This is a genomic window from Nocardia sp. NPDC055050 (assembly GCF_053608345.1).
Map to the genome: position 1 here is coordinate 31,550 of NZ_JBSGVG010000038.1, position 23,142 is coordinate 54,691.

The 23,142-nt window shown below is 66.6% G+C and carries 22 protein-coding genes; 6 read left to right on the forward strand and 16 right to left on the reverse strand.

The genetic code is table 11. The features are described 5' to 3' along the window. Window position 1: 1 nt before the first annotated feature. From ACWGCN_RS28935 to ACWGCN_RS28960, 6 genes are read right to left on the reverse strand one after another with little or no spacing between them, the layout of a single operon-like run. Window positions 2–1,246 carry an MCE family protein gene (locus ACWGCN_RS28935; protein ID WP_452459224.1) on the reverse strand — a complete coding sequence of 415 codons (1,245 nt, stop codon included), beginning with the start codon at window positions 1,244–1,246 and terminating at the stop codon, window positions 2–4. A gap of 4 nt (window positions 1,247–1,250) precedes the next feature. Next, window positions 1,251–2,105 (reverse strand): ABC transporter permease, encoded by an 855-nt coding sequence (locus tag ACWGCN_RS28940; RefSeq protein ID WP_452459225.1) that lies wholly within the window; start codon window positions 2,103–2,105, stop codon window positions 1,251–1,253. Beyond that, window positions 2,105–2,944, reverse strand: coding sequence for an MlaE family ABC transporter permease (locus ACWGCN_RS28945; RefSeq protein WP_379314699.1), 840 nt, complete (start codon window positions 2,942–2,944; stop codon window positions 2,105–2,107). Before ACWGCN_RS28945 ends, ACWGCN_RS28940 begins: the two co-directional genes overlap by 1 nt. 31 nt (window positions 2,945–2,975) lie before the next feature. Next, window positions 2,976–4,670: a VWA domain-containing protein gene (locus ACWGCN_RS28950; RefSeq protein ID WP_452459226.1), complete on the reverse strand. Its 1,695-nt coding sequence runs from the start codon at window positions 4,668–4,670 to the stop codon at window positions 2,976–2,978. After that, a complete protein-coding gene (locus tag ACWGCN_RS28955) occupies window positions 4,667–5,482 on the reverse strand; it encodes an AAA family ATPase (RefSeq protein ID WP_452459227.1) in 816 nt (271 codons plus the stop codon). The genes ACWGCN_RS28950 and ACWGCN_RS28955 overlap by 4 nt, the downstream gene beginning before the upstream one ends. A 1-nt stretch (window position 5,483) precedes the next feature. Continuing rightward, a complete protein-coding gene (locus ACWGCN_RS28960) occupies window positions 5,484–6,608 on the reverse strand; it encodes a spirocyclase AveC family protein (RefSeq protein WP_378990178.1) in 1,125 nt (374 codons plus the stop codon). A 253-nt stretch (window positions 6,609–6,861) separates the two neighbouring features. On the opposite strand from ACWGCN_RS28960, the gene ACWGCN_RS28965 reads away from it, so the two are divergent. Continuing rightward, window positions 6,862–7,464, forward strand: a complete 603-nt coding sequence (locus ACWGCN_RS28965) for a TetR/AcrR family transcriptional regulator (RefSeq protein ID WP_379297529.1) — start codon at window positions 6,862–6,864, stop codon at window positions 7,462–7,464. Between the two features lie 23 nt (window positions 7,465–7,487). On the opposite strand, the gene ACWGCN_RS28970 is transcribed toward ACWGCN_RS28965, so the two are convergent. From ACWGCN_RS28970 to ACWGCN_RS29010, 9 genes are read right to left on the reverse strand one after another with little or no spacing between them, the layout of a single operon-like run. Further along, complete coding sequence (locus ACWGCN_RS28970) at window positions 7,488–9,011, reverse strand: aldehyde dehydrogenase (protein WP_452459228.1); 1,524 nt, start codon at window positions 9,009–9,011, stop codon at window positions 7,488–7,490. Between the two features lie 55 nt (window positions 9,012–9,066). Next, on the reverse strand, window positions 9,067–10,311 hold the full coding sequence (locus ACWGCN_RS28975; RefSeq protein ID WP_387444742.1) for a metal-dependent hydrolase family protein: 1,245 nt from the start codon (window positions 10,309–10,311) through the stop codon (window positions 9,067–9,069). Next, on the reverse strand, window positions 10,308–10,643 hold the full coding sequence (locus ACWGCN_RS28980) for a hypothetical protein (RefSeq protein WP_379317802.1): 336 nt from the start codon (window positions 10,641–10,643) through the stop codon (window positions 10,308–10,310). Before ACWGCN_RS28980 ends, ACWGCN_RS28975 begins: the two co-directional genes overlap by 4 nt. Then, window positions 10,640–11,911: an aromatic ring-hydroxylating oxygenase subunit alpha gene (locus ACWGCN_RS28985; protein WP_067445009.1), complete on the reverse strand. Its 1,272-nt coding sequence runs from the start codon at window positions 11,909–11,911 to the stop codon at window positions 10,640–10,642. The genes ACWGCN_RS28980 and ACWGCN_RS28985 overlap by 4 nt, the downstream gene beginning before the upstream one ends. Window positions 11,912–11,941: 30 nt before the next feature. Continuing rightward, window positions 11,942–12,781 carry a TauD/TfdA dioxygenase family protein gene (locus ACWGCN_RS28990; protein ID WP_452459229.1) on the reverse strand — a complete coding sequence of 280 codons (840 nt, stop codon included), beginning with the start codon at window positions 12,779–12,781 and terminating at the stop codon, window positions 11,942–11,944. A 20-nt stretch (window positions 12,782–12,801) separates the two neighbouring features. Further along, window positions 12,802–13,137, reverse strand: coding sequence for a hypothetical protein (locus tag ACWGCN_RS28995; protein ID WP_452459230.1), 336 nt, complete (start codon window positions 13,135–13,137; stop codon window positions 12,802–12,804). After that, window positions 13,134–14,441, reverse strand: a complete 1,308-nt coding sequence (locus tag ACWGCN_RS29000; protein WP_452459231.1) for an aromatic ring-hydroxylating oxygenase subunit alpha — start codon at window positions 14,439–14,441, stop codon at window positions 13,134–13,136. Before ACWGCN_RS29000 ends, ACWGCN_RS28995 begins: the two co-directional genes overlap by 4 nt. After that, window positions 14,438–15,025, reverse strand: coding sequence for a carboxymuconolactone decarboxylase family protein (locus ACWGCN_RS29005; RefSeq protein WP_378990167.1), 588 nt, complete (start codon window positions 15,023–15,025; stop codon window positions 14,438–14,440). The genes ACWGCN_RS29000 and ACWGCN_RS29005 overlap by 4 nt, the downstream gene beginning before the upstream one ends. Continuing rightward, window positions 15,022–15,813, reverse strand: a complete 792-nt coding sequence (locus ACWGCN_RS29010; protein WP_452459232.1) for an SDR family NAD(P)-dependent oxidoreductase — start codon at window positions 15,811–15,813, stop codon at window positions 15,022–15,024. The genes ACWGCN_RS29005 and ACWGCN_RS29010 overlap by 4 nt, the downstream gene beginning before the upstream one ends. A 377-nt stretch (window positions 15,814–16,190) precedes the next feature. On the opposite strand from ACWGCN_RS29010, the gene ACWGCN_RS29015 reads away from it, so the two are divergent. From ACWGCN_RS29015 to ACWGCN_RS29030, 4 genes are all read left to right on the forward strand, one after another. Further along, window positions 16,191–16,790 carry a TetR/AcrR family transcriptional regulator gene (locus tag ACWGCN_RS29015; RefSeq protein WP_378990165.1) on the forward strand — a complete coding sequence of 200 codons (600 nt, stop codon included), beginning with the start codon at window positions 16,191–16,193 and terminating at the stop codon, window positions 16,788–16,790. 180 nt (window positions 16,791–16,970) lie between these two features. Further along, window positions 16,971–18,422 (forward strand): LVIVD repeat-containing protein, encoded by a 1,452-nt coding sequence (locus ACWGCN_RS29020; RefSeq protein ID WP_452459234.1) that lies wholly within the window; start codon window positions 16,971–16,973, stop codon window positions 18,420–18,422. Further along, window positions 18,419–19,042: a DUF305 domain-containing protein gene (locus ACWGCN_RS29025; protein ID WP_387444755.1), complete on the forward strand. Its 624-nt coding sequence runs from the start codon at window positions 18,419–18,421 to the stop codon at window positions 19,040–19,042. Before ACWGCN_RS29020 ends, ACWGCN_RS29025 begins: the two co-directional genes overlap by 4 nt. Window positions 19,043–19,078: 36 nt before the next feature. Beyond that, window positions 19,079–20,674: a GMC oxidoreductase gene (locus ACWGCN_RS29030; RefSeq protein WP_452459233.1), complete on the forward strand. Its 1,596-nt coding sequence runs from the start codon at window positions 19,079–19,081 to the stop codon at window positions 20,672–20,674. A 66-nt stretch (window positions 20,675–20,740) separates the two neighbouring features. On the opposite strand, the gene ACWGCN_RS29035 is transcribed toward ACWGCN_RS29030, so the two are convergent. Then, on the reverse strand, window positions 20,741–22,039 hold the full coding sequence (locus ACWGCN_RS29035) for a PucR family transcriptional regulator (protein WP_449961978.1): 1,299 nt from the start codon (window positions 22,037–22,039) through the stop codon (window positions 20,741–20,743). A 448-nt stretch (window positions 22,040–22,487) separates the two neighbouring features. On the opposite strand from ACWGCN_RS29035, the gene ACWGCN_RS29040 reads away from it, so the two are divergent. Beyond that, complete coding sequence (locus ACWGCN_RS29040; RefSeq protein ID WP_378990161.1) at window positions 22,488–23,045, forward strand: TetR/AcrR family transcriptional regulator; 558 nt, start codon at window positions 22,488–22,490, stop codon at window positions 23,043–23,045. The last annotated feature ends 97 nt before the right edge of the window (window positions 23,046–23,142 follow it).

The window sequence follows — 23,142 nt, forward strand, 5'->3', positions numbered from 1 at the left end:
TTCACCGTGGTTCTCCGGTGGGTGGTTGGGCGGGCACCGTCAGGCCGAGCAATTCGGCCAGGCTCGCGGCTTCCCTTGGTAGACCGAGGCTTTCGGCCACAATGTCGCGCTGGGTGAGCGTGTTCACCGGCTGGTCGGCGGCACCGATGACCGCCGGCCCCGCGGCGGGTCCGTTCGCGCAGCTCGCACCGGCCAGTTCGCCGTACCGTGGGCAGTCGGTGCGGGTGTATTGCTTGTGCGGGGTGAGCTCGACGATCACCTTGGCGGTGCCGCTCTGGGTCGCAGGTTGCCAGAAGTCGCGCGCGAAAACCTGCGCGATCCGGGTCTGTGAGGTCGTCATCTGCACGAAATTGGCGCTGCCCGCGGCGAGTAGCTGCAGCACCGGGCCCAGTCTGGAGTTGAGGTCGATGACAGTGTCGGTCCGGTTGTTCAGCGCGGTGCCGACTGTCGTGGTGGTCGCGATACCGCCGGTGAGCAACTCGGACAGGCGGATTCGCTGCTCGGCGACGCTGCGCAGCGGAGTGACCGCGCTGTGGAGCGCGGCGAGCAGATCGGGAGCCGATTCCTGGAGTCCGAGTACCGCGTCGGAGAGCCCGGTGAGCAACGCGGTGTCGTCGGAGCCCGAGAGTTCGGCGTCGTAGGCCCGCACGATGCGCGCGAGCTGGGTGCCCGCGGCCAGCGCGTCCGCGCCGCGGCCGCGGGTCGCGCGTTCGACGGTTTCCAGGATCCCGACGGTGGGATCGGAGTCAGGGCGTCCCACCGCGTCGACGATGCGGCTCAACGCGGTGAGCGAGGTCTGCAACTGCACACTGGCTCGGCTGTGGTCCTCCGGTATCGATGCGCCGGCGCGCAGGGCGGGGCCCGGCCCGTTGTCGATGAGCTGGATCGAGGGCACCGCGAACACGTTGCTCGGGACGACCCGTGCTGTCACCGTCGCCGGGATGGTGGCCGCGTGCTCGGGCGTCAGCTCGATGCGCACCCGGTTGGGGTGGGCGCGGTCCGCGGCGACCACGTCCTGCACGCTGCCGACCAGGATGCCGCGATATTTGACGTCGGATCGTTTCGGCAACCCGTCGCCCACGTCGACCAGCATCGCGGTGACCTCGATCGTCTGCGCGAACGCGCCTTCGGATCGGGCGACCATCGCCGCGACGGTGGCAGCGACCACGGTCAGCGCGGCGATCCCGCGCACGAACAGCTTGGTGTTACTCAGGTGCCGGTCGTCGGACTCGAACACTATCGACATCGCGTTACCCACTGATCCTGGAGCCGGCGTCGAAACCCCATAGCGCCAACGTCATCAACAGATTCACCGAGATCATCACCGTGATGCTGGCGCGCATCGCCCGCCCGGCCGCGACGCCGACCCCCTGTGGTCCGCCACGCGCGTAGTAGCCGAAGTAGCACTGGATCGTGGTGGTGATGGTGACGAACACGATCGCCTTCAACAGCGAGAACACGACGTCGGTGCCGCTGAGCACCAGGTCGAAGTAGTGGGCGTAGGTGCCGAAGGATTGTCCGCCGACCAGCCCGACGAACAATTCGACGGCCAGGTAGTCCGCGGCCAGCGCGGCCAGGAACAGGGGGATCACCGCCACGATCGAGGCGATCAGCCGCGTCGAGACCAGGAAGGGCACCGGCCGGATCGCGATCGCGTCGAGGGCATCGATCTCCTCGGCGATCCGCATCGCGCCCAGCTGCGCGGTGAACCGGCACCCCGCCTGCGCGGCGAAGGCGATCGAGGCCATGATCGGGGCGAGTTCGCGCGTGGCCGCGGTCGCGGCGATCATGCCGGTCGCGGGCTCCATGCCGAGCAGTTTCAAGGCGTTGAAGCCCTCGATGCCGACGATGCCGCCGGCGGCGGCGCCCAGGATGATCATCACCCCCGCCGTTCCGCCACCGACGATGAGCGAGCCGTTGCCCCAGGTCACATCGGACAGGATGCGCAGCGATTCGCGGCTGTAGTGGCGCAGCGCCACCGGTATCGAGATCACCGCGCGCACGAAGAACGTGAACATGTGCCCGAACCGGATGATGCCGCGCCACGGCCCCGCCGCCACGGCGAGCACGGCCCGCGCGCCGGGCGGGCGATACACGCTGGCCATCAGAGTGTCGTCCTCGGGAACAACATCGTGTAGATCTGGGTGAATCCGAGGTTGACGACCATCAGCACCACGATGGACGCCACCACGGCGGCATTGACCGAATTCGCCACGCCGCCTGGCCCACCCCGGGTGTTGAGGCCCTTCTCGCACGCGATGACGACGACGATCACGCCGAACACCGCGGCCTTGACCATCGCCAGGTACAGATCACCCGAGGTCGCGAAGGAGGAGAAGGTCGCCATGTAGCTGCCCGGAGTCCCGTCCTGGACATAGACATTGAACAGGTAGCCGGCGAGAAACCCGACGAAACAGCTCACCGCGGTGAGCGCCATCGCGATCAGGATCCCGGCGGCCAGCCGCGGCACCACGAGCCTGCGCAGCACCGAGACCCCCATCACCTCCATGGCGTCGATCTCCTCGCGGATCTTGCGTGACCCGAGATCGGCGCACAGCGCCGAACCCACCGCCGCCGCCAGCAGAATCGCGGTGACCAGCGGCGCCGACTGGCGGATCACGGCCAGGCCACTCGCGGCGCCCGCCAGTGCAGTCGCCCCGACCTGTCCTGCCAGCAAACCGAATTGGATGGACAGGGTCGCGCTGATCGGCACGGCCACCGCCACCGTCGGCAGCAGCGAGGTCTTCACCATGAACATCGCCTGCCCGACGAATTCGTCGAAGGGAAAGCGCCGCCCCGCGATGTCGGTGACCAGGTACCGAAAGGCGTCCCGGCCGAGTTCGACCTGCCGTCCGACGGTCTGTAGCGAGGCGACAGGGTGTCGCCGGCTGTATTGCTTCGACCAATCTTTGATCTCGGTGACCGCTGATGCGCTGGGTTCCACTGCGAGCTCTCTTTCCGATGTCGACGTCGCGTCAGCCCGGTGTGGGCGCGGCGAGTTCGCGAAGGGAGGCCAGGAACAGTTCGTCCATGCGCGGGCTCAGTTCGCTCAGGGTGGCCGCGCCGGCATGACCGACGGAGCCGAAGACGCGTTCGAGGGCGTCGGCGGGCGTGGTGGCGCCGATGGACAGGCACAGGCAGGCCACGCCTTCGGCGCGCAGTTCCTCGAGCGCCTTCGCGGCGTCGGCCTCGGCGTAGCGGCCCTGGTAGCCGTCGTCGTAGGGGCAGCCGTCCGACAGCACCACCAACAGCCGATTCTGTGTTCCCGCTTCGTTTTTCAGAATCTCGCCCGCGCCCCGGATCCCTGCCCCGAGACGGGTGTAGTTCGAGGGCGCGAGCTGATTGAGTCTGGCTCGACCGACAGCGCCGAAGCGCTGGTCGAAGGTCTTGATCGCCGGCAGGTACACCGCGTGGCGACCCTCGGAGCGGAAGGCGTACACCGCGACGCGGTCACCGAGCTCTTCGAGCGTCACGGCCAGGGTGGCGGCCGCGCGCCGCTGGTGCTCGTGCACGGACAGGCCCTCGAGGTCGGCGTCGGTGGACGAGCCGGAGGCGTCGAGCAGGATCATGACGCCGAGATTGCGTTCGAGCCTGCGGTGTTCGAGGTACACGTTCTCCGGCCGTGAGTAGCCCGAACGCAGATCGACGAACAGGTCGATGAGCGCCTCGATATCGAGCTCGTCGCCATCGGGTCGCCCGCGCAGCACCTTCGGACCGAGCCCGACCCGAGCCAGCCGCCGCCGCAGCACATCGTCTTCCGGCACCCGCGCTGCCGCGATATCGGTGGGAGCGGTCAGCGGGAAATCGACGACCCGGCACCAATCCGGTTTGTACCGGTTGTTGAACACGTCCCACTCGGGATGGAGAGCGCCGCCGATTCCGGCGGCTGCGCCCGGCTTGTCGGTGTCGGTGAACACGATTCGGGTGGGCAGCGGCCGGGCGTTGGGGCCGACCATCCGCGCCCGCCGTACCGCGCTGACCGGTGCCTCGGTGCCGCCGGGCGAGTCACCGTCCGAACGCGAACTGCCCATGGCCTTGCGCAGGAATTCCATCGCCGATTTGCCGCTGAAGAGGGGATTCTCGAAGAGTTTGAGAATCTTGCTCTCGTCGGACTTCTCGACGCTGTCCTCGATCTCGTCGTCGGCCTCGGGGATTTCGCTGAGGTCGAACTCCAGGCGCAGTTCGCGCTCGCTCGCTCGCCCGCCCGGACCGGGGTCCGAGGCCACCAACTGGGAGGGTTTGAGGGTGCCGAACCAGGCGGGTGGCTCCTCGACCGGTGTCTTCCCCTTGGCTGCCGCGAGCGAATCCGCGGCAGTCGTGGTCGCGGGGGTGCCGCGGAGCCCGACCTCGGTGACGAGCGGAAGCCGTTGGGCGAGTTCGGTGAGGACACGATGGCCTTCGAGCGCCAGATATCGACGAGCCGCCGTCGGACGCCCGCGCAATGACCGCACCAATGCCGGATCCAGGCTCCCGGCGCCGAGCAGTGCGCTCTGCACGAGCATTTCGCGGCGCTGCTCGGAATCGGTCGCACCTCCCGACACGAACACGATGTGGCCGTTCGTGTACGGGATCCCGCCCGCCGGCAGCTCTGCGATACCCACAGACCTGCCGGCGAGATAGGTGGCCAGGAGCCTGAACCGCTCCGGCCCCTTCGGATCGTTGTCGATCATGGTCGGCCGAGGACGGCGTCGACGAGCTCGCCGAGGGCGGCGACGATATCCGCATCATCCGAAAGCGCCTGCACCACAGCCGATTGCACGGCGGTACGCAGGGCCAATCCGCCCGCGACGAGGCCGCCGGCGAGGATCAGCATCCGGGTGGAGGACACCTCACGCAGCGGCGAGTTGTCCAGGTTGCGGATGGCGCTGCCGACCGCGACCAGTGCCCGCGTGGTCTCGGCGTCGACCCCGGCTTCGTGGGCGATCACCTCGCGCTCGATCTCGGGCGGCGGGAAGCCGAGTTCGATCGCGACGAAGCGCTGCCGAGTCGACTCCTTGAGGTTCTTCAGCACGCTCTGATAGCCGGGGTTGTAGGAGATCACCAGCTGAAACCCAGGTGCCGCGGGCAAGGTCACGCCGAGTCGGTCGACCGGAAGTTCGCGGCGATGATCAGCGAGCGGGTGGATCACCACGGTGGTGTCCTGGCGCGCCTCCACGACCTCGTCCAGATAGAAGATGGCGCCCGCACGCACCGCCCGCGTCAACGGCCCGTCCACCCAGACCGTTTCGCCGCCCTTGAGCAGGAAACGTCCGACCAGATCCGCCGAGGTCATGTCCTCGTGTCCGGCGACAGTGATCAGTTCGCGGCCGAGCTCGGCGGCCATGGTTTCCACGAAGCGGGTCTTTCCGCAGCCCGTGGGGCCCTTGAGGAGTAGCGGGAGGCCGCCGACGGCCGCCGCCCGGAAGACCTCGACCTCGTCGCCGACCGCCCGATAGAACGGTGCACGCGGAACATCGAGTACAGCGCTGGCTCGATTGGTCATGTCAGTTTCCTTTGTCGGTGTCGGCGAAGGGAATGATCTTCGGCAATTCCGCACCGTCCGGCAGGATGAGTTTCCCGGTCGAATCTATGTAGCCGCTGTTGCGGAAGGGGACCGGCAGATCGGGATGCGGGCAGAGCCGGTCGGTGCCTTCACCACAGATGCCCATATTGAAGTACGAGCGCTTCTGGATGTCCTCGGGCCAGGGATCGGTGTGCAGGGCGAAGAACTGCGCGGGCAGGTTGTAGCCCACGAAGAAGAAGGTGCTGACGGCCGCGAAGATCGCCAGAAAACGTGTGAACTGTTGTTTGACGAATCCGCCCTGGATCTGGTCCAGGCCGCGCTCGACGATGGTCCGGCCGCGGTCGTCGGTGAAATAGCGCAGCGAGCAGAGGCCGGCCTGAACGCCGCCCCACATGAGCCCCTCGTACAGCGGCCACTGGTAATAGGTGCCGGCATTGATCGACCATGCCTGGAGTGCGCCGGGGTAGGTGAAAAGGCCCATCGGCATCAGGAACAGACCTTCGATGACGAGATCGAAGAAGAATGTCCAGACGAGCAGCACACCGATCAGCGCACCGGTGCTGATATTCGGGAAGCGCTGCTTGGCCTTTCGCATCACCCAGCAGCCGAGAATCGTGCAGAGCAGCACGCCATAGGAATAGCCCGGTGCGTTCATCAGGATCGGCTCGGCCATCATGGCGCCCGGTTCGCCATAGGATTGCCAGCCCGGTACGTCCTGTACCCACGAGCCCCTGTTGAACATCCAGGTGTTGTAGGTACTCCACGTATTGAAGTAGTTGAGCAGGGGGTCCTGGAAGAACATCAGGCCGCAGGCCACGAACAGCATGCCGTCGAGCGTTATTCGCCGCTCACGCAGCCATGGCCGGATGATGAAGAAATACGCGCCGACCGGCAGGCCGAGCAGGATCACCGCGGTCCAGACGGTGAGAATCACCTTCATGAAAGTCGGCGGATCGCTCGGTCCGGTGGGGACGCGTTCGAAATTGGGTCCGGTGATCCAGCGCAGCCACACGTATATCTGGAGGGCGAGGATCAACCCGCCGAGGGTTGCCCAGATTTTCACCGCTTTGCTGGTGCCCTGAACTTTTGCGCCGAGGGCGGCCACGTTGCTGAGTGGCTCGGTGACGGTGGTTCCCTTTTTCGGCTCCGACGGTCCGCTCACAGCGCACCTCCTCGATGAATTGTGGTGGTCCGATGTGCGTCGATACGCTCGAAATTCGGAATGGAATCGGCGATGGCCGTGGAAGTCGATGGGGGAGTCATCGATCACGCTCCTGAAGTATCTGTACAACCTGAAATATACCACTGAGAATCTCAGATACTGAGGAGTTTCTTGGATTCGTGCCATAATCGTTCACATGGCTGAGCGGTGGACCAGGGATCGGAGACTCGAGCGCACCAGGGGGCTGCTCCTGGAGGCCGCCGAAGAAGTATTTGCCGAAAAGGGCTTCGCGGCGGCGACACTCGACGACATCGCCCATGCCGCCGGCTACACCAAGGGCGCGATCTACAAGCACTTCGCCACCAAGGAAGAACTGTTCCTGGGGGTGAACGATCGGTACATGCAGCGCTACTTCGATACCTTCACCGAGGTATTGGCGGCGGCGTCGAAGGTGGGAGCCGAAGAGCTGGACCGAGTCGGCGAGCTGTGGCGTCGGCTCGGCGCCGATCGCGGCACCGAGCACGCCGCGCTGGGGATGGAATTCACCCTGTATCTGCTGCGTAACCCCGAGGTCAGGGAACGGGTCGCCGCCCGGCGGGAAGAGACGGTGGAAGCCTTGGGGCAGTTCATCATCGAGAATCTGGACCGGCTGGGAGCGACGTCGCTGATTCCGCCGATGACGATGGCGAGGGTACTCATCCACACGACGCCCTCCGTTGTGCTGGGCACCGAACTCGACAGCGTCGACCTCTACGGGCCGATCCTCGAGATGTACATGTCCGCGATCAAGCTGCCCTGATCGCGAATCCCGGCCCCGGTCGCTCATGAGCTGCGGATCCCGCTCGGCGGGGCCATGGCTCGAGGGGAGAGGGTATTCGCGTGCGGCAGTGCGGAATTCGCCGGGGGGCGCATCGAGAGTGACACGGTGTCGAGGTAGCCCTCGAGGCCCTCGGCGCCGAACTCGCGGCCGATGCCGCTGTTCTTGACGCCGCCGAAAGGCGCCACGGGATCCATGCTGTAGGGCTCGTTGATGCCGACGGTGCCCGCGCGCACCCGGCACGCGATCGCCGTGGCGCGTTCGATATCGGGTGACCACACCGAGCCCGAGAGCCCGTACTCGCTGTCGTTGGCGAGATGCAACGCGTGTTCGTCGTCGGCGTAGGCGATCACGCTCAGGACGGGACCGAAGATCTCCTCCTGTGCGATCCGCATGGAATTGTCCACGTCGGCGAACAAGGTGGGCCGGACGTACCAACCACGCTCGATGCCCTCGGGCAGGTCGCTGCCGCCGACGAGTAGGCGGGCTCCTTCGCGCTGCCCCAGGTCGATGTAGTCCCGAACGCGCTGCTGTTGACGGTGCGAGACCATCGGGCCGACTCGGGTCGTTGGATCGAACGGGTCACCGACGGTGAGGTTTTCGATAACACTCACCAACGCGTCGACGAAGTCGTCGTGGCGATGCTGCGGGACGAGGACTCGGGTCTGGGCGACGCAGGCCTGGCCGCTGTTCATCAGCCCGGCCACCATCATGCCGGTGGCCACGGCAGAGGGATCGGCGTCATCGAGCACCACTGCGGCTGATTTGCCGCCGAGTTCGAGGCTGACCTTGCGCAGTGCCGCGCCGCAGACCTCGGCGACTTGTCTACCCGCCCCGGTGGATCCGGTGAACGAGACCTTGTCCACGCCCGGGTGCGCGACCAGGTGCCGGCCGACTTCGCGCCCGGCGGGCAGGATGCTGACCACCCCTGGTGGCAACCCGACCTGATCGAGCAGTTCGGCCATGTGATGCGCGTCCAACGCCGTCTCCGGCGACGGCTTGAGCACCACCGTGCACCCGGCGAGCAGTGCGGGAATCAGCTTGCCCACCATTAGGAACATCGGCATGTTCCAGGGAATGATCGCGGCCACGACCCCGACGGGTTCGTGGCCGACGACCACGTCACGGCCGAGGAACCCGGCTCTGGTGTCGCGCCATCGGTAGGCGGCCGCGATGTCGGCGAAAGCGCTCATCATGATGCCGGGCAACTTGGCGTGCGCCGAGCGCGAGAAGGTGATCGGCGCACCCATTTCGGTGGTGATCAGCTGCGCGAGTTCGTCTTCGCGGGCGCGGTAGCACCGCACCAGCTCGCGGATGATCGCCACGCGCTCCTGCGGATCCGTGCGGGGCCACGGTCCGGTGTCGAACGCCGCGCGCGCGGCCGCGACCGCGCGATCGACATCGGCGGTCGTCGGGTCGGCGACCCGGGCGATGACCTGCTCGGTGTGCGGCGAGATCACCTCGACCGTCTGGTCGGTGGCTGGGTCGACCCAGCGACCGCCGATGTAGAGCTGCTGACGTGGCGACATTGCTACCTCGGATCTGATGCGCGTATTCGGACTGCAGTCGAACGGTTTTCGCTGATCAGGGCTTCTTGTAGACCCGGCCGTCCTTCATCACGAACCGAACGTCCTCGATGGTCGTGATGTCGGCGGTGGGGTCCCCGGGTACGGCGATGATGTCGGCCAGCAGCCCGGGTGCCAGCCGTCCTCGGTCGTCGACACCGATCAGTTCGGCGCTGACGATCGTCGCCGCGCGCAGTGCCTGTGCCGGTGTCATGCCGCGGTCGACCAGCGCCCACAGTTCTTTGGCGTTGTGGCCGTGCGGAACCGCGGGCGCGTCGGTGCCGCAGGCGATCTTGACGCCGGCGCGGATGGCCTTGCGCAGGGTCTCGCGCGCCCGTGGGAAGACCTCGGCGGCCTTCTTCTGGAGCGCGGGTGCGGCTTTGGAGACATCGAGCCCTTCGGAGAGGTAGCTCGTGGGCACCAGGAAGGTGCCCTGCTCGACCATCAGCGCGATGGTGTCGTCCTCGGCGAGGGAGCCGTGCTCGATGCAGTCGACCCCAGCGCGCAGGCAGGCACGGATGCCCGCGTCGCCGTGCGCGTGCGCGGCCACGTGCACCCCGGCCCGATGCGCTTCGTCGACGATCGCGGCCAATTCCTCGTCGGAGTACTGCTGCGCTCCGGCGACGGTGCCGTGCGACATCACCCCGCCCGATGCCGAGATCTTGATGACCTCGGCGCCGTATTTGATCTGGTAGCGCACGGATTCGCGGACCTGCGGCACGCCGTTGGCGCGGCCCTCCTCCACGGTGATCGGCATGATGTGCGGGGCCAGACGCTGAAACATCGTCGGATCGAGGTGACCGCCGGTCGGGGTGATGGCGTGCCCGGCCGCGACGATGCGCGGGCCCTCCAGCCAGCCCTGTTCGATCGCGCGGTGCAGATCCACATCCAGTAGATAGCCGCCGGTCTTCACCATCAGGCCGAGGTTGCGGACGGTGGTGAATCCGGCGTGCAGGGTGACGCGGGCGTTCACCGAGGCCCGCAGTGTCCGATAGACCGGATCGTCCTGCACACCGTGCATCGGGTTGGGCAATCCCGAGGGATTGTCGGGCCCGCCGATGAGCAGGTTGACCTCCATGTCCATCAATCCGGGCAGCAGCGTGAGCGCACCGAGATCGATGACTTGCGCGTCGGCGGGCACCTCGACCGGGTTGATCGCGGTGATCCGGTTGTCGTCGACGACGATCACCGCCGGCGTGTGCCGCTGCCCGGTCTCGACCTCGACCCAGGCAGCGGCCCGCAACACGATGGACCGGCCGCTCACAGGGCGGGCTCGATCACGCAGGTCAACGACGCCGACCCGGTGTCCGGGATGCGCGGCTGTCGCCACACCTCGATGGGAAACGACACCTGAATCATCGAATACAGCAGGTACATCAGGTTTTTGGCGTCCTCGGGCATGTCGTCGATCGAGAACTTGTCGCAGTAGGTGAGCGCGTCCTCGGCCCGTGCGGCGATCGCGTCGTAGAACCGCTGCATATCGGGCATCGTGGAGCCCAAGCGCTGGTCGTAGCGTTGGGTTTCGTCAGCCAGACACCATTTCTCGGCGAACTGCTCGAGATCGCCGAATTCGATCGGCAGTAGCTGCGCGCTCACCGCTTGGCCTCCGTACGCTCGCGCTGATAGTCGCCGACCCAGTCCGCGGCCACCTTGTGCAGGTGCCGGAGCAGGATCTCCTGGTCGTTGAGCTGGAATGTCGTCACCGCGCGCGACTCGAGCATAAGCTGGGTCGCTTCCAGCGTCGAAGAATCCTGCAGCCCATATTCTTTGAAGGTGACCGCCGCCATTTCGCGGGCGACGCGATCGCGGGGGGTACGGGCGGGCGTGAAGTACAGGTTGCCCTCGAAAATGTGGGTGTTGTGCGAGGTCGGCCAGTACTGGTAGGTGAGATACCAGCCGCCGGACCAGATGAGAATCGTGAAATTCGGCCACAGCTGGAACGAATCCAGCCCCCATGGGTCACAGCCCGCGGGGTTGAGCCCGGCCGGCATCGCACCGAGATCGGGCACGTCCCAGGGGCCGAACAGGCCACTGCGGGTGATGTCCTCCATCGGTTTACGCATCGACGCGTCGAGTTCCCAGGTCACCACCCCGGAGGTGCTGACCAGCCGGTGCGGCCCGTCGAGCTGGTAGTGCGGTGCTTCGAATCCCGCCTGCTGGGCGGCCACGGAGAAATTGTCGGGCGTCTGCTTTCCGTGCAGAATCGGCGCGTGGTAGAACTCCTGGAACGCGTCCAGGTAGAGCTTCCAATTGGCGCCGACCTCGGCCTTGTAAGAATACCGTTCCGTCAGCGCGTCGAACGGGTATCCCTCGAGACCGGTCACCATCGGGCCGAGGAATTCGCGCAGTGTCTGACGTGGTTGCGCGGCGAGATTGATGAAGATGAATCCCGACCAGACCTCACAGTGCACGCGCGCGAGCCCGAGGCTGTCCTTGTCCAGGTCGAAGAACTCGCTCTCCTGCTGCACGAAGGTCAGCGCGCCGTCGAGTCCGTAGCGCCAGCCGTGGTATTTGCAGGTGAACTGGCGGCAGGTGCCGGAGGTCTCCTCGCGGGGAAACTCGTTCCACACCAGCTTGTTTCCGCGATGCCGGCAGATGTTGTGGAAGGCGTTGACACTGCCGTCGCGATCGCGGACCAGGATGATCGAGGAGTGCGCGGCGTGGATTTCCTTGGTGAAATAGCTGCCGGTGCGTGGCAGCTGTTCGATGCGACCGACATTGAGCCAGGCGCGTTTGAAGATCGCGTCGCGCTCGAGTTCGAAGAACTCCGGCGAGATCGAGTCCTCGTAGGACATCGGCGCGGTGCCGAGTTCGGGGTAGTGCTGGGTCCAGCTACCCTCTGCGGGCTTGGGCCAACGAGCCATGATGTACTCCTGAAAAGCGGTATCGGTGGACTATTCGATCGGTTCTTCACCGAGCACCGTGGTGCGCAACATCTCTCGCGCGGAACCCGACGGGTAGGGCGCGGCGCGATGGATGACACCGCGGTTGTCCCAGATCACCGTGTCCCCGACCGCCCAGGTGTGGCGGTAGACACGGTCGGGTGCGGTGCAGCGGTTCAGCAGTCCGTCGAGCAGGGCCCGGCTCTCGTCGGCGGGCATTCCGACCACGTGATCGGTCGACGCGCCGAGAACCAGCGAGCGCCGTCCGGTTTTGTGGGTCCAGATCAGCGGGTGCTCCTTGACCGGACGTCGGCGCCACGCCACCAGCTGTTCGGGCGTCGGGTCCGCATTCACCCCGCGCTGCGACGCCTCGAGCGAATGCACCACGCGCAAGGAACGCAGCGACGTCTGCTCCTCGGTGGTCAAGTCGTCGAAAGCCTTGTAGGTGCTGGCGAATTCGGTCTCACCGCCGACGGCGGCGACGGCCTTGGCGGTGAGCACGGTCGCCATCTGCGGGTACGCGTCGTCTTCGGGCGTGCAGCCGTCGATATGCCAGTCGAAGGTCGCGCGCAGATAGCTCGCCGACGAGTTCTTGGTGGTGTCGAGGCTGACCCGATAGATGCCCTCCACCGGATGGTGCCCGGGTGAGGTGTCCACCTGTCCGAGCGTGCGGCAGAACGCCACCTGGGTTTCGGGGTCCAGATGCAGGTCCCGGAAGACCAGCACTCCGTTCTCCTCGAGGGCCGACATCACGGTCGCGGCGACGCTGCTGTCGCTGAGCAATTGCGCGCGCCGAACGCCGATGACCTCGGCTCCGACGGCCTGGCCGAGTTTCTCGATGGTAATCGTCATGATGAAAGTTCCTTCGTGTCCTACGGCCAGGGAGCGCTGACGCGCGCGAGTTCGGCGTCGGCGCTGTCGACGGGCTTGGGTTGTTGGAAGATCTCGACGGCCATCGCGACCATGACCAGCGAATACACCAGGTGCAGCAGGTGTATCGCGTCCTCGGGCAATTCCTCGAGCGAGAACTTGTCGCAGTAGGAGAGGGCGTCCTCGACGCGCGGGAAGCACGCGTCGTAGAAGTCGATCAATTCCTGCATGGGACTGGCCAGGCGGCGGGCGTAGCGCTCGGCTTCGGTCTGCAGGCACCAGTCGACGGCGAACCGTTCGAGGTCGGCGAAGGCGGGCGGCAGCGTGGTCGATGTCATCGCGCATCGGCCCCGGCGAGATCGTGCCGGTAGACGTCGACCCAGTCGGCGACGGCCTTGTGGAAGTGGCGCACCAGGATTTCCTGATCATTGACCGGGAAGTGGGTCAGGCCGGCGGTGCGATACGCCGATTCCAGCGCGGTCTGGGTACCGGTGAGCATGCCCGCGTCCTGGAGCGCGAACTCCTTGAACACGACCGAGGCGACCTCGTGCTCGACCCGTTCACGGACCGTGCGCGCGGGCTGGAAGCACAACATTCCCTCGAACCGGTGGGAATGGTAGGAGGTCGGCCAATAGCGGTAAAGCAGATACCAGCCGCGGTAGATGAGGATCTCGATATTGGGGAAGATCTGGAAGTTGTCGATACCCCACGGCTCGATCCGGCCGGGATTCAAGCCCTTGGGCAGCTCGCCCAGCTCGGGCGACTCCCACGGGCCGACCAGGCCGCTACGGGTCACCCGTTCGATCGGATACATGAACTCCGGCGGCATCGTCCAGCGTCGCGCGCCGCCGGTGGAGACCATCCGGTGTGGGCCGTCGACCTGGAAATGCGCGCACTCGAAACCCTTGCCCGGGGTGCGCACCGCGCTGGGAACCTGCTGCGAGTGCAGTCCGGGCACGTGGTAGTACTCCTGGAACGCGTCGGCGAACAACTTCCAGTTACTCTGGTTGTCGGCGCTGAATTCGTACCATTCGGTCATCTTGTCGAATGGGTAGCCATCCAGATCGGTGATCATCGGGCCGAGGAATTCTCGCAGTGTCTGCCGGGGCGTGGCGTCGAGGTTGACGAAGATGAAGCCGGCCCACACGTCGCAGTGCACCGGACTCAGGCCGAGCTGCGTTGTGTCGAGGTCGAAGAACTCGTTCTCCTGCTGGACGAAGTTCAGTGACCCGTCGAGGCCGTAGCGCCAACCGTGATACTTGCAGGTGAACTGGCGGCATGTTCCCGAGGTCTCTTCTTTGGGAAATTCGTTCCAGACCAGCTTGTTTCCGCGATGGCGGCACACATTGTGAAACGCGTTGACGGCGCCGTCGCGGTCGCGCACCACGACAATCGACGCGCGCGCCACATCGAGTTCCTTGGTGAAGTAGCTCCCGGTCTTCGGCACTTGCTCTACCCGACCCACATTGAGCCAGGCGCGCTTGAAAATGGCCTCGCGCTCGAGTTCGAAGAATTCTGGCGACACCGAATCCTCGAACGACATCATCGACGTTCCGAGCTCGGGATAGTGCTGAGTCCAGGTGCCTTCGGGCGGTCTCGGCCATCGATGGGGCGCGGCCGGTTCGTGGACGACTTTGCTCATGATCGTTCCTCCTGTTCGGGGTCCGGTTGCAGGGCAACGCTGTTGAACACCATCGCCAGGCACAGATAGGAGCCGGCGACGAACAGCAGCTCGATCAGCTGCCGACTGTCGAAATGGAGTTCGAGCTGGGCCCAGACGGCGTCGTCGACGCGATGTCGATCCAGCAGTTGGTCGGTCATCGCCAGCAGTGCGCGCTGCACCGGCGACCACACCGGTGCCTGCGGTCCGTAGCGCACCGCCTCGATCTGCTCCGAGTCGACGCCGAGCGACGTGGCGATCCGAACATGCTGTGCCCATTCGTAATCCGACTCGCTGCGCCAGGCGACCCGCAGGATCACCAGTTCGCGCTCACGCGGGTCCACGGTGGGACGCTCGATCAGCAGACCGTTGTAGGCCAACCACGCACCGGCCAGTTCGGGGTGATGGGCCAGCACGCCCAGGACGCCCGGCATCGCCGGGGCATCGGGTGCTCCGGAGAGGTACCGATCGGCCGATTTCACGTGTCCGCGCAACATCGCGCGCGTCTTCTCGTCCCACTCCCGGACCGGCAGGGGCACCAGTCGAGCGGCGGCGGACAGGTTCATATCACCGACCCGCCGTTCACGCCGAGGACCTGCCCGGTGATGTAGCCGGCTTGGTCCGAGCACAGGAAGACGCACGCGGCGGCGATGTCCTCGCCGGTTCCCAAGTGCCCGACCGGGATCGCCGCGGCCATCACGGCGCTCGCGGGCAGATGGCCCGCCGCCTGCGACTGGCGCGACATGGGCGTATCGATGCCCGAGGGCGGAATCGTATTGACCGTGATACCGGCGGCGGCGTACTCGCGCGCCAATGCCTTGGTCATCGCAAGGACAGCGCCTTTGGACGCGGTGTAGTGCACCATGCCCGGCGAGCCGCGCTGCGCACTCGACGACGAGATCGTCACGATACGACCCCATCCGGCCGCGACCATGTCCGGCACAACGGCTTGCGCGCAGTGGAACACCCCGTTCAGGTTCACGTCGACAACGCGGTTCCACGCCTGTGGCGTGATGTCGGTGAACGGCGCGAAATCGACGGAACCCGCACTGGTGACGAGGATTTCGATCGCGCCGAACTCGACCCGGACCTTGCCGATCGCCTCCCGGACCGCGTCGCGATCGGTGACATCGACCGCGCAGGCCATCGCCGTCGCGCCGGTCGCGCGCAACTGTTCGGCGACTCGCTGCGCGGCCGCGCCGTCCACATCGAGGACCGCGACCCGATGTCCGGAAGCGGCGAACGCCACGCAGATCGACAGGCCCATACCGGAGGCGCCGCCGGTGACCACCGCAACCCGAGCTGGTGACCGGCCGCCTACCGCCGCCGAGGCCGTTGTGGCTGTGTTGCTCATATCCGTGTTCCTCTGCTCGTCGGCAAGGTGGGCCGTCGCCGGATCCCAGTGCGGGATGGCGCCGTGGTCGGCGCGGGGGAGGCACATCCTCCAGGGATGGGGTGGGTCGCGATGGACCAGCCGTCGGTGGGCTGCAGGAATGGCCGAGAAGGCTCGTTCCTTTATTAATCGAGTGCTCAATTTGAGCGAGTGATTAAGATATACGTGACGGCGCTCACCACTGTCAAGAGTCCGATTCGTGAACCGGCCTTGTCAGCGATCGCGGCCCCGCACGGCCGTAAACTGGTGAACCCCAACACCGCTGGGCGCTGTCTGACCATGAACCGCGATCCACGCGACAGACCACAGCGCCTGTCGCACGACAGACAGGTCTCCATGTGAAGCCCGAGCACAGCTCTGACGCCGAGAACTCCACATCCCGCTCCGCGCTGCTGGACGCGGCCGAGCGCATCATGCTGGAGGAGGGCTACGCCGCCGTCAGTTCCCGGCGTCTCGGTACCAGGGCCGGGGTGAATCCCGCGCTCGTCTACTACTACTTCGGCAACATGGACAACTTGTTCGTCGAACTGTTCCGGCGAGGAGCCGATCGTAGCTACGAACGTCAGCTACGGGCGCTGGAATCGGCCCAGCCGCTCTGGGCGCTGTGGGACTCCATTCACGACCAGTCGCACACCGCACTGACCATGGAATTCGTCGCGCTGGCAAACCACCGGAAGGCGATCCGGGCCGAGATCGCCGATTCCTCGCGCCGATTCCGCTCGCTTCAACTCGACGCCGTGGCCGAGATCCTCGCCGGCTACGGCGCGAGCGCGGCCGGCTACACGCCCGGCGCCCTGGTGTTGCTGATGTCGAGTATCTCCCGCTTCCTGCGGATGGAGGAAGCCTTCGACGTCGACACCGGCCACGCGGACGTCGTCGATCTCATCGAGTCGTTCCTGCGTGAAGTCGAGGGGGAGCGGCGCGACCGGGTGCGCTGAACCGATTCGCCGGATTCCGTTTCCCGGCGCTTCTCGAGTGGTACCGTCTGCGACCAGTAACACGGTTACTACTCGAGAAAGGCGCCTCTGATCGGGGCGACGACAGCACTCATGATCACTTTTTCTGCCCGTGCGCATCGGCGCGCCGGACTGATACTGGCCGCCGCGCTCCTGGTGTCGATGGGCGCGGTGACCGCGCATTCTGCGCCGCCCGCGACCCGCGCCGACTGCCTGCCCGGCTCGGCCCCTGAATCCGGGCTACAGGGTGACGTTCCCGCCGCCGACCGTGACAGCGGTCGTTCTCGGGACGGATTCCGGTGCAACATCCGGCTACTCGGTGCCGCGGGCGGCCGGGGCGGTGGCATCACCTCGGTGACCTTCGACCACTGCGCCTACGTCGGCACATTCTTTCCCGGTGACCTACTCGGCCCCGACGCCGGCGTGCAGGTCATCGATGTACGCGACCCGGCCGCACCCGTGCACACCGCCACACTGACCGAGCCCGCGATGCTGGCGGGAACCTGGGAGAGTTTGAAGGTCAACAAGACTCGCAAACTGCTGGTCGGCGCGGGCGTGCCCTTCCTGACCGGCGCGGGTCTGCTGTCGGTGTACGACATCAGCGACTGCGCACATCCGCGCCTGCTCAACCAGGGCACCGGGACCGATCCGTCCTTGCCGCTGCCGATCACCGCTCATGAGGGCGGTTTCTCTCCGGACGGTCGCACCTATTGGAGCTCGGGTACAGCGCCCGGCCTGCTCAGCGCGGTCGACCTGACCGACCCGGCGAATCCGCGAGTGGTGTGGCAGGGCCTGCCCGGGCTGTCCATGCACGGGGTCGGCGTCTCCCCGGACGGCAACCGCCTCTACCTGGCGAACAACCTCGGCGGGATGAAGATCCTCGACATCAGCGCGGTCCAGCGGCGTGACCTCGCACCGCAGGTGCCCGAGCTCGCCGACCTGACCTGGTCGGACGGCTGGGCGACACAGCACACCGTTCCGGTGACATACGGGGGAGTGCCCCATGTGTTCGCCGTCGACGAAGCCGGGTCCGGTGGGGTGAAACTCATCGATGTCTCCGACGAGCGGCATCCGCGGATCTCCGGCTCGATCAAGCTCGAGATCAACCAGCCCGAACATCAGGACTCGCTGCTCGCTTCAGCTGGGGGTGGGTCGCTGTTCTCCTACGACGCGCACTACTGCGCGGCCGACCGGCCCGTCGATCCCACGGCATTGGCCTGCGGCTGGACCTCGTCGGGAATCCGCGTCTTCGACGTGCGTGATCCCGGAAAGGTCAGCGAGATCGGTTATTTCAACCCGCCCGCCCGCACCGGAGAACATTTCGCGCTGTCGAACTCATCGCACGCGCTGGCCTCGATCATCGGTCTGCCGCTACTGTCGGCGCCCTCTGTCGCGCAGGCGATCCTGCGGGGCGAATTCGATCCGGAGCAGGCGCTGAGCGAACGGACCGGCGCGGCCGTCGGGGACCTGTCGACCGACTGGTGCTTCTCGCCGCCGGAATGGCGCGGAAATCAGCTCTGGACCACCTGCGCCGACAATGGATTTCTGGCGCTCGAACTCTCGCCGCAGGTCTACACCCCGCCGTCCGACCAGAACTCGACCACCGGATCATGATCAGGCGCAGCGGATTCCGCTTCGCCGCGTTCGGTGCGCTCGCCCTGCTGCTGCTCGCGATGGGCGCGGCGCTGCGGCCCGTGCTGCCCGCCGGCGCCACCGCACCGGCGGTTCTGAGCGAAACCGAGGTCGGTTTCGTTCAGGACATGGTGGCCCATCACGGCCAGGCACTGGTGCTCACCCAGCGGCTCGACGCCGACGCTGATCCGTTCGTCGTCGGTCTGGCCCGGCAGATCGCCGACAGCCAGCGCACCGAACTGGGCATGCTGCTCGGTTGGCTCCGCTTGGCCGGCGCACCGGTTGTCAATCCGCGCCGGATGGCGTGGATGCCGGATGCCGAACAGTCACACCGGCATTCGGGCACCGAGACGGACCGGACGATGCCGGGGACTGCCTCGGCCGCCGAACTGGACGAGCTTTCCGTCGCGCGCGGAACACAGGCCGAGATCATTTTCCTGCGGCTGATGCGGCGCCATCACGCCGGTGGGGTCGAGATGGCCGCCGCTGCCGATGCGCTGCTCACCGGAGGCGAGGTCGACCGCTCGGCCCGCGAGATGGTGCGCACCCAGGGGCAGGAAATCGGGCTGATGTCCCTCCTGCTGAACCGGCGCGGGGTCTGACCCGTGCCCGGACAACGACACGATGAAGGTACCGCTATGTCTACGATGACCCGCCGTTCCCTGTTCAGTGGCGCCGCCGCCGCGGGCTTGCTGCTCGCATCGTCGCGTGCCGCCGCCGCGGAGAACGGGCCAGCCGCCCGCACCGGTGGTGTCCCGCTGACCAGGGAGGAACGCAGGGTGGTGGTGATCGGCTCCGGCTTCGGCGGCGGCGTCACCGCGCTACGACTGGCCCAGGCCGGGGTGCCGGTGCTGATGCTCGAGCGCGGGAAGCGCTGGGTCACCGGGCCGAACGCGGAGACCTTCCCGCATGCCACCCAGCCCGACAAGCGGTTGCTCTGGCATCGCTCCAGTCCGACGCTGTTCGGTACGCCACTGCTGTTCGAGCCCTACACCGGACTGGTCGAAGCTGTCTCGGGCAGCGGGATGACGGCGCTGTGCGCGGCCGGTCTCGGTGGCGGATCACTGGTGTATCAGGGCATGTCGCTCCAGCCGACCCGCGAGGTGTTCGAAACGCACTTCCCGGCCGGGCTGAATTGGCAGCAGATGGACCAGGTGTACTACCCCCGCGTCGCGCGCATGCTCGGCCTCGCCACCGCGCCGGACGAGCTGGTCGACAGCGCGCCCTACGCGGCCGCACGGGTCTTCGCCGATCGGGTGCGCGGGGCAGGGATGCCGCTGTCGAAGATCCCGATGCCGATCGACTGGAACTACGCGCTGGCCGAATTGCGTGGGGAGATGAAACCGTCCTACACCAACGGCGACGGTGCGATGGGCGTGAACAACGGCGGCAAGAACACCGTCGACGTCACCTATGTCGCGGCCGCCGAGGCAACCGGGAAGGTGGAGGTGCAGACCCTGCACGAGGTCACCGACATCGAGCGGGCGCCCGACGGTCGCTGGGTGGTGCGGGTCGACCGTCTCGACACCGCGGGCGTTGTTCAGGAGAACAAGATCATCACCACGGGCACCCTGGTGCTCGCAGCGGGCAGCCTCAACACCACCCGCCTGCTGGTGCGGGCCGGCGCCACGGGCGCGATCCCGGATCTGCCGGACGAACTGGGCAAGGGCTGGGGCACCAATGCCGACCGCATCTATGTCTGGCGCGATCCGGCGGCGGGTTTCGGTACCGCGCAGGGCGGTCCGGTCGTCTACGGCAGCAAGAACTGGGACGATCCGCACTCGGCGTTCACGGTGATCCAGGCGTCGCTGCCGCCGCTGTCGATGGACGCGGGCAGCACCATGCTGGTCGGCTACGGCGTGAGCGAGAGCCGCGGCGAATTCGTCTACGACACGGGCTCGGATGTCGCGACACTGCGCTGGCCCTCCGACGGCGACCAGGCTATCCAGGTGGGCCACATCGACCCCGCCGTGCGGCGGATCGCGGGACCGGGCGCGCAGGTGCTCGACACCAACGCGGTCTTCCCGTCCACCTGGCACCCGCTCGGCGGCGCGAACATGGACAGCGTGTGCGATCTGGACGGTCGGGTGCGCGGTCAGCGCGGCCTCTACGTGCTCGACGGCGCCCTCATGCCCGGCAACACCGCGGCCTGCAACCCGTCCATGACCATCGCCGCGATCGCCGAACGCGCGATGGATGTCCTGGTGCGCACCGATGTGGGTGTCGTGATCTGAGCAAGGGACGCGAACGAGAACGGGCGGGCGGTGTCGTATCGACCCGCCCGCCCGTCGTTCGCGAGGCTACGGTGCTGGAAGTAGTTGCTCGCCATAGACTTCGAGGCAGCGCAGCGCCAGCTCGAGGTGGACCCGTCGGCTCTCGATCGGATGACCCAACCGGCGCTCCGCCTGCTTGAGCCGGTACCGGACGGTATTGCCGTGCACGCCGAGCCGGCTCGCGGCCGCGTCGATATTGCCTCCGGCACAGAGGAATTCGAACACGGTGTCGCGGAGACGGGCGCCTTGCTCGCTTCGATCGGCCAGTTGCCCGAGTTCGCGTTCGATGAGCGCGCGCACGGACTCGATGTCTCCGTCGCCGGTGAGCAGGCAGACCAGGTCGATGTCCTGGTAGGCGGTGACCGCGCCGGAATTCTGTGCGCTGGTCGCGATCCGCTGAGCGGCACAGGCTTCCAGATGGCTTCGCCGAAAGCCCGCCACACCGGGGCGGGGGGTGCCGAGCGCGAGGTGAAGGTGTGCGCTCGGCGGCGGCGCCACCGCGGCGATGTCCGGGAGATGCGACGTCGCAATCCAGGCCCACAAACCGTGGACGCCGCTGCTGATCAGGAGCGGAGGGGGCGCCCCGAGTGCGCGCGCGATCTGGGCCGCGTAGTCACGCAGCAGACCGGTGGCGTATCGCGCCGGCACCTCGGGGTCGGTCCAGAGAACAAGCGCGACATGGACGTTGTCCATCGAGTGTGCGAGTTTGTCGGGCGAATCGGCCGGTGGTGCCGGTTCCCCGCGCAAGATGGCCTGCACGATCTCTGTGCGCTGGGCATCGGAATTGCGGGTGTGGTGCTCACGCTCGTCCATGTAGGCGGCGACGATGCCGTCGAGGCAGGTATCGAGCCACAGGGTGCTGTGCTCCCAGAAGATGACCAGGACAGCCCCGCGCAGTTCGGGATCGGGGATCTGCTGGTGCAGCACCTGGGTGATGTATCGCCACAACCCCCGCTGCGCTGCGCGGTAGGTCTTGAGCAGCATGTCCACGCCGTAGCCGCGGCGGGCCACGGTCCGTGCGCCGTTCACTGCCTCGGCGGGTGGCCGCGCCTCGAACTGCGTGCGCCCGATCACCGCGAGGAAGCCCAACCAGTGGGCTCTGGTGGCCGCCCGGACTTCTCGATGGACTTCGACGTCGGCGAGGTAGTGCGGGAAGGTCTCCTGGATCGCGGAGTCGACGGCGGACAGGATCGGCTCGGACTCGGCCTCGGATCGCATCCGCAGTGCGAAAGCCGTGAGCCATTCGAAGGCCGGCGCCGTGTCCTCCGCGGACGCGGGCATCGGCTCGCGGACGTGGCGTTGCGTGCGCGGGATCGCCGTCTTCACCGCACGGTCAGGTGGTGGTCGCGCTGGGTCGGCCGCGCGCGGCGCCCGGATGTGCTGTCGGAGGGAGCGGAAGCCGGCATAGGTGCACCTTAGCGCAACCGGACTGTTGTGTCCGGATGTTTCCCGGTCCGCGATGGAAGGCGGGTAGAGATTGTGGGGGCGTACCAATCGCGCATTCGCGGTTGGAACGGCGGACAAATGTCTGACATTCGTTTGGTAAGGCAGGGTTTCGCTGCTAGATTCGAATAGGTCAACGCCGGGCCGCGTATGAATTCCGTACAGTGTGGTGCCGGAAGCTGTCTGGCGTCGGCTCAATTCTTCGAATTGTTGATTCAACAATTCTTCAGGTGATGGGCGCGCGTCGACGGAGCTCGGGCGCGCCCATCGACAGCGGCGTCCGGCGCCGTTCGGTGCCGGACGGGATCGGCCGATGGGTAACGTTGGCCGGATGAGCTCGCCGCGCCGTACCAACAGGGGACCTGCTGCCGCCGCGGAGAATCGTCTCGCCCTGCTCGTCGCGGCGAAGGCCGCATTCGCCGAACACGGCCTGGACGTTCCGCTGAACCTGATCGCGCGGACGGCGGGCGTCGGTCAAGGCAGCCTGTACCGGCACTTTCCGAACCGAGAGGCGATCATCCTCGCGGTCTTCGAGGAAAATCTCGGCCAGCTGGAGTCGATGGTCGCCAATGTCGACTCGACGCTGGACGAGCTGCTGGCGGAGATCTTCGACCAAATCGTCGAGGTTGCTGTGCTGTTCGATCTGTTCCGTGTCGCGGACAGCAGCGACCCGCGCCTGGTGGGCATCATCGCCCGCCTGTACGCCTTGCTCGACGAGAAACTCGCCGACGACAGCCGTCGTGGCAGTGTGCGCCGGGGCGTCACCGCCGAGGAGATCTTCCTCGCCGTGGGAATGCTGGGTGCGCTGCTGAACAAGACGCCGGAATGTGAACGGGCATCGGTGGCGGGCAAATGCCGGGGCCTGTTGCTGCACGCCCTGTGTGACTAGAACTCGAGTACTTGACGGAGCGGGGCCATTTCGTCAACAATACGTTCCAGCAACCGGATACTCGTGTCCGGTTGTGGTCGGGAATTCGTGTCTATCC